Origin of the sequence: Nocardioides sp. CPCC 206348, assembly GCF_048654705.1 — a bacterium.
GTDB lineage: Bacteria > Actinomycetota > Actinomycetes > Propionibacteriales > Nocardioidaceae > Nocardioides.
Genome location: NZ_JBMCZA010000107.1, coordinates 99,991 through 111,716 on the forward strand (window position 1 = coordinate 99,991; position 11,726 = coordinate 111,716).

Sequence of the window (11,726 nt, forward strand, 5' to 3'; positions counted from 1 at the left end):
GACCCCCACCTTGGAGGCATGGGGCAGGGAGAACACGCGGCCGGCGATGATCGCGCCGATGGCGATAACGATGCCGAGGCCGAAGAGCACGATGACGCCCCACAGCACGTAGCCGGTGATCTCGTTGGTAGGTCCGACGGCGCCCGGGGGTGCCTTCGGGCAGACCTGCGCGGCCAGCACAGAGGTTGCGGTCATGACGTCCATGGGTGGACTTCCTTTCTGGTTGGCCTGAGGTCAGGCGGTCGTGTCGTCGACGAGGAGGTGGGCGGGCTCGAGCAGCTCGCGTGCTGCCGAGATCAGGGGGGCGGGAACGGGGCGGGAGTCCAGGCCGTTTACCGCGAGCTCGCGGTCCTCGGGGATCGCCACGCACCGGTCCGCGTCCAGGGCGCGGCGCACGGCCGGTCCGCCGGCGTGCTCGAGGCCGCGGGGCCACTTCTTGCGGCGGGGGCCGCGGACCGCGAGGGCGATCTGCTCGGGCTGCCAGTGGTTGGACAGCAGGTCGATGGCGACCCCGAGGCGACGCATCCCGGGGATGGTCGCCGTGGTGACCAGGACGACCTGGTCCGCGGCACGGACCGCCGTGGCGAGCCAGCAGTCGGTGGCCAGCAACTGGCCGGCCTCCCAGCCGACGTCGAGGATCGTCAGCTGGGTCTCGTGCTCCGCCTCGGTCGGCAGGGGCACTTCGTCGACGCCGACCAGCACCTCGCTGGCGCGCTCGATCAGGACGTGGTCGCGCTTGCCCTGGCGCCAGTCGGCCGGGTGCAGCCCGAGCTCGGCGGTGCTCGCCGCGGCGAGTCCGGACGCGGTCACCGAGCAGCACTCCACGACGCGGACCGGCGCAGCGGCGGCGAGGCCGGCGGCCAGGGCGATGGTGCTCGAGCCGACCGAGCCGGCGCATCCGAGCACCGCGATGGTGTGCTCGCCGGTCGCCGGGGACCATGCGGTCTCACCGGTGGGTCCGCGGCCGCGCGGGCCTGCTCCGGTGCCGGCGCCGGTGCGGAAGTCGCCGGCGTTCACGGCGTGCCAGGCGCGCTTGAGGTCGTCGACGGCGACCGGCCGGGTAGTGGCCTGGATGCTCACTGGGCCTCCCCGAGACCGGCGCGGCGGAACTCCAGGGCGGCCCGGACCTCGGCCGGGGTGAGGCTGGCCAGTTCCCGCTTGGCGGCCTGGACCTCGTGCAGCTGCTCGACGCATCCGGTGAGCTGCTGGATCGCCGAGGTCTCGCGGCCCGCGATCGTGAACAGCTCGGCGATCTCCTGCGGCGTCCGGGGCCCGTCCTGGGTGTTTGCCATGGGCTTCACCACCTCCAGTTGCCTATGTCTCGTGGGGCGCCGGGAGCGATCAACTGTCATGGCCGAACTTCCTCGGGGCGGCCTCGGCGAGCGCACGCATGCTGCGCGAGGCATGGCGACGGACGGTGGCCTCGGAGACCCCGACGCGAGGCGCGACCCTGCATGAGAGCTCGTTGCCGATCAGGCCGCCGTAGCCGCGGGTCAGGTTGCGGGTCTCGACCCGGTCGGCCTCCTCGACCAGGCACAGCAGCAGGTAACGATCGGCGTCGCTGATGACGCTGCGCTCGCACGCCCACGCGAGCAGCTCCAGCAGCTCCTCGGCGGCCGACGGCTCCTCGTGGTCGGGGCCGGACTTGTCGGCCAGGATCTCGGGGCGGTGGAACAACGCGCCAGCAACCCGCTCGGTCGGCATCGCGCCGGCACTCCACGCTCCCCCGCCAGCAACGTCGACCAGGTCGCCGGAGGAGAAGGACTCGACGAGGGTGGTGTTGGCCCAGGTCCGGTCGGCGCGGGAGACGTAGAAGAAGTCGCCGACCTCCCGCAGTACGCCGACCCGGGTGTTCATCAAGATGTTCGCGGCGACCTTGCGCAGCCGGCGCCAGGGGAAGGTGCGGACTTCGATCCACAGCTGAGATGCCACGAGTTCGTCGATCCGCGCGACCGCGGACCAGGTACCGGCCACGACCGGTTGGCTGTCGCGGAAGACCTCCCTCGGGGGCAGCGTGCTCAACCAGCCGGCGAGCCGGCAGGCTCCCGGGAGCAGGCACTTGGCGAGCGCTGCGGCCGCCGCGATGTCGTCGCCGCCGTCCGGGGCAGCCAGCATCGCCAGCGCCAGGAGGACCTCGTCCGATGCGTCTCGGTCCACCGAGGGCAGCCATGCGCGGAGGTGGTCGAACTCCGCGACGACGTCGAGCCGGGAGTCCGCCGCCACCCAGTCCGGCCACTTGCTGCGGGCCTGGTCAAGCAGTTCGCTGTTGTCGTCGAGACCGAGCTGGTCGCCCACACTCATCGCCCTCGCTCCTCTCGTCCGTGGTTGAGCTACGGCAAGAAAGGTCGCGAGCACGTGTCCCCGCATCCGTCCCCCCCAAGGCCCGATTTCGAGGGGGGACGCGGAGGGGAGCGCGCGTTTGCGCAGGTCAGAGGGCGTCCCCCCGAAAGTTGAGAAAGTTTCTGGCGGACCCCTTGCGGGGTCCTATTTGCTGTTGTCAGACGCAGCGAACTTTTCCAACCGGCCCGGACCTACTTTTCAACACCGGCCCGGTAGCCATTCAGGCCAGCGGTCGTTGACGCCAGCGGACCGGTCGGGTGACGGAGTGCCCTGTCAGACTGGCGAGGTGATTGCCGATGATCAGGGGGGCCGACGGTGAAGGCCCCCGACCTCGAGCGAGAGCAGGTCCTCGATTACTTTGCGGCTCAGATGGCCGACGACACAGTGGTGCACTTGGAGAAGGTCGCCGTCGAGCGGGTCGGCTCGGTGCTGCACGACATCTGGGACGTGCACTGCAGGGGCAGCCGCTGGTGGGCGATCAGCAACTCGCTCAACTACTACTCGCAGGAAGACTTCACCAGCCGCGACGTCGCGCTCACCTTTCACGTCGGGCTCATGGTGCGCATAGCCAGCCGGGAGGAAGTCCCGATCACCGAGGAGGCCGCGGGACTACTCCCGCGAGCGTGGCGCCTCTGGGAGCAGGCGGTCGGGTCAGTCCCTCGACGGCGCCCGCGAGGCCGAGGACTTCCAGGCGGTCGGGGTGAGACTGCGCGAGGCGATGGTCACCTACGCCGACGAAGTGGCCGACGATGCGCTCATACCCGAGGGCGGCGACGCCCCCAAGGCAGCTGACGTCGTGGGCTGGACCAACCTGCTGATCGCTGATCAAGCCGAGGGTCCTTCCAGCAAGCAGCTGCGCTCGTACAGCACCAAGCTGACACGTGAGACGTGGGACTACGTCAACTGGCTGACCCACGCCAAGAACGCGATCGCCTACGACGCACACATCGGAGTCGCGGTGGTCAGCCACTTCCTATCGATGATCACCGCCATATGCCTGCGGGCGGCGACCGGCGCGAGGAGCCGGTGCGAGAGCTGTGGCTCTTACCGAATGGTCGCCGGTGCCTGCATCCGCTGTGGATGGGACGACCCGGACTACGTAGCGCCGGCCTCTCGGGAGCTGACCGAGGAGGAACTCGCCGCCCGACTGGAGAAGCCGTGCGTGCCCAGCTCCGACATCTCCACGTTCATGTCACCAGACGACCACCGCTAGGGCGGGCGTGCCGCCGCGGGTATCACCCGCCGAACAGAGCCAACTGACGACGCTGATCCCCGGTCAGGGGTAGAGCAGGATTCGTTGCGGCCGGGTAGATCTCCGCCGCCAGCCACTGCGCCACGCGGACACCGGATGCGACTCCGACCTTTACTGCACGGGCGTGCTGCTCGGCCAGTAGCCGCTGGGAGTCGAACAGGTAGACGGCATCGATCCTCCAGGCCCTAGTGGTCCGCACATCCTTCGCGGTCGCCTTCGGGCCGGTCAGGACCAGGTAGTAGTCGAGCTCCGCCGCCTCGGTCATGTCCAGGATGCCCTCACGCTTGAGGTACCACTTGACGTTCACGCTCTTCCCCGTCAGCGGTCCCGAACGGAACCGTCCGTCGATGGCCTTGGCGACCGCGCTCGGCTCGAGCGCGATGTCGAAGATGCGCGACGCGATCCACTCCCCAGCGTGACCAGCGGTCATCGGCCGATTGATCAGTCGGCCGATGCGTTCGTCGACGAGGTTGCGCTCGCGCAGCAGTACTGCGAGCTCGGCCAGATCCGTCTCGTCCATGACTCCAGCGTGCCACCGCCCACCGTCGCGGTGTTGCCAGGCGACTCTGCCTCAAGCGCCGCGACAGACCCTCTCGGCACAATGAACATTGCACGATGGTCGCCCGAAGGCGCACCTGCGCCGTGTTCAGCGCGGACAGCCGGGCAATCGATCGTTGTTCAACGAATACTCGATCGGTAGTAATTCGCGGGCCGTGATCGCCGCTTGGATCGGTCTGTCGCTGGCGTTCGACGCTGCGCCAGCGGCTCCGATGATCGGTACTGCGGCGGGTGCCAGCGGCGGTACTTGTTGATCATCGCCTGCTGATCTGGCTCAACGTAGGAGACTGCTGACCATGGCTAGAGGTGACTGTGAGAACGCCTTCCATGCGGCGGCCGCGGCGGATGGGATCGTCCTTGTGCGCGCCCGAGTTCCGTGGATCAACCAGCGCGGGCACCTGGGCCTGCCTGAACAAGCCGCTCCAGTGCTGCCTGTGCTCGACGAGATCTTCAAGACCCTCGGTGGCATCGAGCCGGAACAGGCCGCGAAGAAAGCGACGGTCCTTCCAGGCGATTTTCTGCACGTCGAGAGCGGGGTCTTCATCGAGACAGATGAGGAGCAACACTTCACCTCGCATCGTCTGGTGACCCTCAGCCTCTACCCGAACGACGTGCCTCTCGGATTCGACCTCGATGGGTACAAGCGTTTGTGCGAGACGCGGGCCCACAAGGCAGATCGCTATCGGGCCAGCAAGCCCGCCATCGGGTTCGGCCCGGACGGCCGCCAGCGTCAGCGTGCCTTCAACGACGCACTCCGCGATCTCGTGACACCACTGATGGGGCACCCGCCCCTCATCCGGGTCCCTGCGCCCGATCGAGACGGCGCTGCCGCGTACGCCGCGGTGCGCGACCGGCTCCGAGCCGCCGTAGGCCTATGACCCAGTTGCTGCTTGTCAGGAGTTCCCACTCAGCTGGAGCGCGGCCTGCAACGTTGGGGCGACCACCTTCGCGACGTACGGAGCATCCGGTCGATCTCCCCATCTGACGGAGCCGTGAGCGGAAGGGTGGGAGAAGCTGCAGACGACGACGCGGCGACCATCGTGGACGGCCTCATACAGGTATTCCGTCTGTAGTCGCGCCGGAGCAAGAACACCGGCCGCCCACTTGGCGACCTTGGCGCCCTGCAAGATCACGATCGTTGGTTCGAGGATCGACAGTGTGGCGGCGAAGTGGATGCCGCAGTTCCGAGCCATGATGCTCGTTGGGCGCCCCTGGCTACCGCCGGGTGGCCCAGCAGAGCAGAGCAGCCGGTTCACCAGGGCAAAGCCGTCGAAGAGGTGGAAGGGTTGCCCCTTGATGGGGCGCACGAACTCACCCTCAGAGTCAGTACCGAGACCGGTTCCCAGGAGCAGCCTCAGCGCCGTCGTCGTGCCTCGCATATGGGGATTGCGTCCCGGGTATCCGTCCTGCGCGTAATAGCGGCGCTCCAACCCCGACCCGTTCAACGTCTGCCGGTACCGCGTTTCCATGTCGACCTTGCGGCCGAAGATGGCAGCCGAAGGACCTTTGGCGAGCCCGGACTCTTGGCCCACCACCACAATGCGCAGCGGCTCCCCGCCAAGAGTCAGATCGAACCGCCGGCCGACGTGACTCATGATGCCCTCCCGGAAAGCATCGCCCTGGCGCCGCGTTTTGCGGCACTGCTGGAAGTGCGAACAGATGAACTGACCTTCCGACAGGAGATTGCTCTCCACGTACCTGTGCAGTCTCGTGATCCGCCTCCTCGTTGCCGGCAGATCGACGCTGACCGGCTGAGCCCGTGGCTCAGTCACTGCGGCTACCCGCCGCTCTGGCGATCAGTAGAGGGACGAATCGATCCCTCCAGGTCGGAACATGAATCTGCCCGCTCGACATTCCTCCGTACGCGAACTCCTCGCGATACAGGGCCTCCTGCAGTTCCTGGCGGAGGTCGACACCCGTCAGGTCCTTGATGCGGTCGACGAGCAGGTTGTCGACACCTTCGTCCGTGGATGGGACCGACGTCTCGTCGAACGCCTCTCGAAGTGCCCGCCAGTGGTAGGGATCAACGCGGAGGCCCCACTGCTCGGGCTCGGGAGTGAACAGGGACCCCATCTGCACGATGTCAGGCTACGGGACGTTGCTCGCGCGGCGGTCGCTCCGCTTCCGCCGTCGGAGGCGACGCCAGAGACGGCAGCCATCACTGCCAGGCCGTGCCTGTTGCTGGTCGGCATCGAGCCAACCCGCTCGTACCACTGTTCACGGCCGAGGAGTCGTCCCAGCGTTGCCTCGGCGCGTGCGCTCTTCACTGCGTGAGCACCTGGGCCTCGCCTATCCGGAGGTCGACGGACTGCTCGAGAGGATCGAGACTGATGGTTCCGGACTGGCCTCCGCCGGACCAGGTGACGACCCAGTAGGAACTGGCCGTCACCGTGAAGGTGTGGTCGGGCTGGTCCCAGCTCGTCTTCTCGTAGCGGTGGCCGCACGTGGGCGAGTCCTGCTTGCCGTAGTGATCGGCGTACGCGGTGCCCGCGGTCGTGCAGACCACCGGCGCGGTGCCGTCGCCCATGCTCCACTCGATCTGCTGGACCTGACCTGTCGCGGTCACGGTGATGCCGCCGGCACTCACGGACTCAGAGATCGGGCCGAAGGTGTTCCCAGCGGGGTTGTCGACCCACATCCACGTGGGCATCCCGACGATGCCGAGCGAGTTCGGCCCCGGCTTCGGCACGATGCCGATGGTGATCGGCTCGAGGTTCATGTTGGCGATCGCCTGCTCGGCCAGGTCCCGCGGGTTGACCCCTGGGCCACCGTACCCGGGTGGGTCGGCGGGCAGCCACGTGTACTCCCAGCCACCGGGGGCACCTGGCAGGCAGTAGTAGTGATAGACCGCACCCTCGGGCTTCTTGTCCTCGAAGACCTCCGGCGGCCATGGGTCAGCTCGGTGGAAGTAGCAGCCGCCGCTGTACCACCAGGTCAGCCCGTTGTACTGCGTTGTGCACGGGACATCCTTTCCGTTGAACATGCACACAGGTGTCCCAGGGTCGCCGGGGTCGCCGGGGTCGCCTGGGTCACCAGGGTCGGTGTCCTCACAGACGAGCTTCTGTTCGCAGTTTCCTTGGTCGTCACAGACGAGCTCGTAGTGGCAGTTCTCTCCTTCGGCGATCGCGGGCGCGGCGACGGCCGCCAGGGCGAACATCAGCCCCGCAGCCAGCAGGCGAACGGTCCCGGTCAGCACTGTTCCCTCCAACGGACGTCGGCCTCCTCGACCACCCACTCGCCCTTAGCTCGCTTCACGACGGTGTAGTCGACCTTCACCCTGTCGGGCATCGGGTTGCCGTCGGGGTCCGTGAACGGCACTTTGTTGCCCGAGGCGAGGACGACGACCTTGGACTTCGCGCGGTCTTCGCAGTCCGAAATCACGAAGGTTCCGCTTTCCACGGTGACCACGTCGCCGAGCTCGTGCTGAACTGTCCCGCGGAGCCTCACCCCGTTGGCGTTGTAGTCCATGACCTTGGTGCGCTCGTTGAAGTACGCATCACCCGTGGCGACCTCCGAGAGCTTCACCAGGTCCTTGAGCTTGCCGCTCTTCTCGGCCTTCTCGGTGATCGTGAAGTAGCTCATCAGCGCAACCACAGCGAGGTCCTCCGGCGTCTGCGGCGTCGGAGTAGCGGACGTGGGAGCGGTCGTCGACGGCGTCGCGGTGGGGGTGTCCTGGGCGTCGGGGTCGGTCCCGTCGTCCGAGCAGGCCGTCAGTGTCAGGGCCAGGGCGAGGGCCACTCCCCCGAGTACGGAGTTGGGCTTCCTCATGCGGTGTCTCCTCTGCTGGTGGGCGGCGTTACGACTGATCTCTGGCTGACGTCGTGGCTGATGCGCTCGAGGTGCTCTTCGGCGGCGTCGACGAGCTCGGCGAGACTGCCGAGGCCGGCGCGTTGGACATCGAGGGATGGCCTGTCTGCGCCGGCGCTGACGTAACGGCCTGTGAGCTCCTGGTTAAACGTGGTCATTGGTCTGGTGCTCCCTTCCCGAGATCAGCTCGCGAGCCAGCCGTGTGTACTGATGATGGTCTTTGTACGTTCCGACAGTTCCATGGGCGCCTCGCCGTCGTCGGAGCGGTTGCAGACCTCTTCGCGCAGGATCCGCTCGGCCTCGAGCTGGTCGCCCTCGGCCTTGGTGACTTGGGCCAGGCACAACCGTGTGCTCTCGCCGTCGGGGTCGGCCTTGTTGGCAACGTAGGCAGCCGAGCGGGCCTTGATCAGGTCCCCGGTGGCGAGGGCCTCGGTGACGACGATCAGTGCGACGTCGGAGATCCAGCCGGGTGTCATGAGGTCGAACCGCTCACCGTCGGCGAGCCAGGACCATCCGTCGTCGCGCTTGTTGCTGAACGGGGGGCCGGTAACGAGCTCGAGGGCTGTGCTCAGGTCGGCGCGTCCCTCGGCGCCGCCGCGGGCCTGCCCACGGGCACGAAGTCGCAGGAGGAGGTCGAGGTCGATGAGGAGGCCGTCGTCGACCTGGTAGACGTTGACCCCGTTGACCTTGGTGGCCGGGGCCTGGTCGGCGTGGGGCAGGTGGGGCTCGCCTGTACGTGGGTTGGTGCCGAGCCAGTCGCGGACGGTGTTGGTGTAGTCGCGTGCCTTGCCGGCCGAGATGCCGAACGCAGCACTGATCGCCTCCCTGGTGGCGCCGTGCTGGCGGCGCAGCGCGAGGAACGCCAGGAGTTCGGTGAAGTAGGGCTTGCGCCTGTCCAGCGCCTGGCCGTGGGCACGCACGGCCACCTGCCCCAGCAGGCTGAGGCGGGGGCGGTCGCAGTCGGGCGACAACCAATCGGCGATGTCCTGGTCGAGAGCCGGGTCGGAGCCCTCAACTTTTGTGCGGACGTGCGCAGGCACCTTCGGAGCCAGCGCATTGAGGTCCTCCTGCACGATCGCGCTCTCGCGGATGTAGTCCTCGTCGTTGCCCTCGAGGAGGGACGTGAGCGGTTCGTCGACGGCGTCCTCGGGGGCGTTGCGGGGCAGGGTGTGCTCGCGACGCAGTGCGCCTGAGCGGTCCGTGTAGGCCCCCCAGCCTTCGGTGACGGTCTCGTCGACGGGAACCGGAACGTCCTCGAGCGTGTCGCTCTGTGCGTAGACCAAGGCGCAGCCGCGGGCCTCGTCACTGGTGAGGCCGACGGCGATGAGGTTGAGGCCGGCGTGCTCGAGAACGACGCGGCCGGTGTTCGTCATGTGTAGGACAGCGCCCGGGGTGTTGGGGCGTTCGCCGGCGACGACGATGGAGGTTGCGGACTGACCGACGTGGTCGTTGACCAGCTGCAGGAGCTGCTCTAGCTCGGCCGGGTCGCCGGCCGCGGCGTCGAGCAGGAGCATCCGTGCCGGCCAGACGTCGTCGTCGACGCTGCCGGTGCGGGCGGTTGTGACGTCGGTGTCGTGTCGTGTGGCCCGGTCGACGGTGCTGACGGCGGCCGCGAGGATCTCCGCGGTCGCAGGCGCTCCGGCCGCTCCTGTGGGGTGGTAGGTGATCCGCTCGTCCATGGCGACGGTTTCATCAGCGACACCGATGCAGTCGAGCTGCACTCGACGTGACCACGGGTTGACGGCCAGCTGGGCGGCGAGGTGGCGGGCGAAGTCGCGGCCGTAGGTGGGGTCGCCGCTGATGGTGAGGGTGGAGAGCTCCTCGCAGTTGAGGAGCCAGGTCTCGCCGGTGTCGCTGTCGCCGATGGTCACCAGGAGCGGGTACGGCGGCTCGACGTACCCGGGGTCAGGGCCGAGGTCCTTGGCCTCGACGTCGGTGCCGACGTGCCAGTGGGTCTGGTCGGGGCTGCCGGCCCAGGGTGCGGGGAGTTCGGCTGGTGCGCTGAGGTGCAGGGTCAGCTCGCCGTGGCCGAGCTCCACGGCGGCCAGGGGCGGCATCGTCCCACCGACGGCTCCAATTGCTGCAGCGAGGCGACGGAGGGCCTCGTGGGTGAACTCCACGGTGGCGGCGGCCGCGGCGCCGGTGGCGTTGAGGGTCATCTCGACCGGGGCGAGTTCCTGTGGCGGGACGGCGATCGCGCGGCCCGGCGGGCGGTTGCGGAAGCCGCCACGTCGACGCGTCTTGAGGGCCATGAGTAGTGCGCCGGAGAGGAGGACTCCGCCGCCGGTGAGACCGGCGAGGATCCACGGGGCGTCGAGGATGGAGTCGTCGGCTTCGTCGGCCTGGTTGACGTCGGCCGCGGGCGCCGTGGGTTCTTCGGCCTGCGGCTGCTGGACCTCGGGCGCAGCGGTCTCCGGTGCTTCGGTCTCCGGGATGACCGGCGTCTCGTTCTCGGCCGGCGGCTCGGCCGGCTGCTGCTCGTCCTTCGGGTCCGCGGGCTTGTCGGGCTTGTCCTCGCGCGGCAGTTGCGTGTCGCGCTGCCCGGTGGGCTCTGCCTCGGTACCGGGGATGTTGAGGGTCCAGCCGACGTCGATGACGTCTGGGTCGGTGAGGTGGACGCCGCCAGGCTGGGTGAGGGCGGTGGATGCGTCGTAGATCTCCATGTAGCGGTCGGCGTCGCCGAGCTGCTCTTGGGCGATGTCGGTGAGGGTGTCGGTGGGCTTCACGGTGTACGGGTGGGCCTGGGTGTCGGCTCCGGCCGGCGCGGGGAGCTCGAGGACCCAGCCGGGCTCGAGGAAGCTCGGGCGGGCTCCGAGCAGGTCGTGGTTGAGCTCGACGATCTCCTTGTAGCGCGACCCGTCGCCGAGGTTCTGGTCGGCGATGGCCCACAGGCTCTCCCCCGGCTTGACGGTGTGACTGATCGTCTTCTGCCGCTTGGTGTCCTGCCTCGTGACGTCCGTAGCTGTGTGCTTGGTCGGGGCGGCGTGGTCGGTGAGGCCGGCGGCGTGGTGCCCAACGGTGGCATGCGCGGGCGCGGCGTCTGCTGCCGCTGTGGTGGCGTGCACGGTGAGGGGTGCGGCAACGAAGAGGAGGGCCGCCAGCCCGATGAGGCCTCGGGCGCCGGCCTGCGGGAGGCGCAGGCCGGGGAGCTTGGGTGCCTCGACCCTGCGGAGCCGGGCGACGGCCTCCAGGGCGAGGCTCAGCGCCATGAAGGCCCAGCCGAGCCAGCCGACGACCTTGAACAGCCCCAGGACGAGCGTGCCGTCGTCGGGGGCCAGGAGCGCGTCCTTGATCCCGTCGAGGGTGGGCGGCTGGTCGGGGATCGGGTTGGCGCCGATCGCGAGGAACGCGACGGGCAGGCCGATCACGATGCCGAGCACGGCCACCGTGGCGAGGAGCCCGGTGAGTCGCTGGCGAAGCGTGGGGGTGTTCATCGCTCGATGCCTCCTTCGGCGCGAATGAGCCGCGCGGATGCCTCCCCGGTCACGGGCATCGAGTTCAGACCGATGATCCCGAGGAACTTGCTGTCGTAGGTGTCGGTAGTGCGGACCACCAGGGTGTCGCCGCCGATGACGGAGACGGTGCCCTCCATGCCGGCTGCGCGGAGGTAGTCCTGGGCAGCTGACTTCGCGGCGAAGATGTCGACCCGGAGGTCCTCCCCGCGCACCGCTGCGGAGCCCTGGACTTCCTGGGCGCCGGTGCGGGCCGCCTGGGCGGCCACACTGCGGGCGTGCTGCTGGGTGTGGACCTTGCCGCCGAGGTCGACGGC

14 protein-coding genes are annotated in these 11,726 nt (G+C 68.6%); 2 read left to right on the forward strand and 12 right to left on the reverse strand.

Annotated elements, in window-relative coordinates; translation table 11 throughout:
- The 5 genes from ACOADB_RS05910 to ACOADB_RS05930 form a co-directional block, all read right to left on the reverse strand.
- Nucleotides 1-204 (reverse strand): hypothetical protein (locus ACOADB_RS05910; RefSeq protein WP_378597018.1); only part of this gene is annotated, 204 nt, incomplete at its 3' end.
- A 30-nt stretch (nucleotides 205-234) separates the two neighbouring features.
- Entirely contained in the window at nucleotides 235-1,080 is an 846-nt protein-coding gene (locus tag ACOADB_RS05915) for a hypothetical protein (protein WP_378597019.1), read from the reverse strand.
- Nucleotides 1,077-1,292 (reverse strand): hypothetical protein, encoded by a 216-nt coding sequence (locus ACOADB_RS05920; protein WP_378597020.1) that lies wholly within the window; start codon nucleotides 1,290-1,292, stop codon nucleotides 1,077-1,079. Before ACOADB_RS05920 ends, ACOADB_RS05915 begins: the two co-directional genes overlap by 4 nt.
- A 49-nt stretch (nucleotides 1,293-1,341) precedes the next feature.
- Nucleotides 1,342-2,301 (reverse strand): hypothetical protein, encoded by a 960-nt coding sequence (locus ACOADB_RS05925; RefSeq protein WP_378597021.1) that lies wholly within the window; start codon nucleotides 2,299-2,301, stop codon nucleotides 1,342-1,344.
- 404 nt (nucleotides 2,302-2,705) lie between these two features.
- The gene (locus tag ACOADB_RS05930; protein WP_378597022.1) at nucleotides 2,706-2,834 is read right to left on the reverse strand and encodes a hypothetical protein; all 129 of its coding nucleotides are present in this window, start codon (nucleotides 2,832-2,834) and stop codon (nucleotides 2,706-2,708) included.
- A gap of 206 nt (nucleotides 2,835-3,040) precedes the next feature.
- On the opposite strand from ACOADB_RS05930, the gene ACOADB_RS05935 reads away from it, so the two are divergent.
- Nucleotides 3,041-3,553, forward strand: a complete 513-nt coding sequence (locus ACOADB_RS05935) for a hypothetical protein (RefSeq protein WP_378597023.1) — start codon at nucleotides 3,041-3,043, stop codon at nucleotides 3,551-3,553.
- Nucleotides 3,554-3,575: 22 nt separating this feature from the next.
- Here ACOADB_RS05935 and ACOADB_RS05940 read toward each other — a convergent pair whose 3' ends face one another.
- Entirely contained in the window at nucleotides 3,576-4,112 is a 537-nt protein-coding gene (locus ACOADB_RS05940) for a hypothetical protein (protein ID WP_378597024.1), read from the reverse strand.
- Between the two features lie 472 nt (nucleotides 4,113-4,584).
- Here ACOADB_RS05940 and ACOADB_RS05945 point away from each other — a divergent pair, with 472 nt between their 5' ends.
- Nucleotides 4,585-5,028, forward strand: a complete 444-nt coding sequence (locus ACOADB_RS05945; protein WP_378597025.1) for a DUF7255 family protein — start codon at nucleotides 4,585-4,587, stop codon at nucleotides 5,026-5,028.
- Between the two features lie 15 nt (nucleotides 5,029-5,043).
- Here the strand turns inward: ACOADB_RS05945 and ACOADB_RS05950 are convergent, their stop codons facing one another.
- The 6 genes from ACOADB_RS05950 to ACOADB_RS05975 form a co-directional block, all read right to left on the reverse strand.
- Nucleotides 5,044-5,844 carry a hypothetical protein gene (locus ACOADB_RS05950; RefSeq protein WP_378597026.1) on the reverse strand — a complete coding sequence of 267 codons (801 nt, stop codon included), beginning with the start codon at nucleotides 5,842-5,844 and terminating at the stop codon, nucleotides 5,044-5,046.
- Between the two features lie 70 nt (nucleotides 5,845-5,914).
- A complete protein-coding gene (locus ACOADB_RS05955) occupies nucleotides 5,915-6,229 on the reverse strand; it encodes a hypothetical protein (RefSeq protein ID WP_378597027.1) in 315 nt (104 codons plus the stop codon).
- A 184-nt stretch (nucleotides 6,230-6,413) separates the two neighbouring features.
- On the reverse strand, nucleotides 6,414-7,346 hold the full coding sequence (locus ACOADB_RS05960) for a hypothetical protein (protein WP_378597028.1): 933 nt from the start codon (nucleotides 7,344-7,346) through the stop codon (nucleotides 6,414-6,416).
- Nucleotides 7,340-7,918 carry a hypothetical protein gene (locus ACOADB_RS05965; RefSeq protein WP_378597030.1) on the reverse strand — a complete coding sequence of 193 codons (579 nt, stop codon included), beginning with the start codon at nucleotides 7,916-7,918 and terminating at the stop codon, nucleotides 7,340-7,342. Before ACOADB_RS05965 ends, ACOADB_RS05960 begins: the two co-directional genes overlap by 7 nt.
- A gap of 221 nt (nucleotides 7,919-8,139) precedes the next feature.
- Nucleotides 8,140-11,391, reverse strand: coding sequence for a LysM peptidoglycan-binding domain-containing protein (locus ACOADB_RS05970; protein ID WP_378597031.1), 3,252 nt, complete (start codon nucleotides 11,389-11,391; stop codon nucleotides 8,140-8,142).
- Nucleotides 11,388-11,726, reverse strand: a 339-nt coding sequence (locus ACOADB_RS05975; RefSeq protein WP_378597032.1) for a pilus assembly protein, incomplete at its 5' end; no start/stop codon positions are given. The genes ACOADB_RS05975 and ACOADB_RS05970, both read right to left, overlap by 4 nt.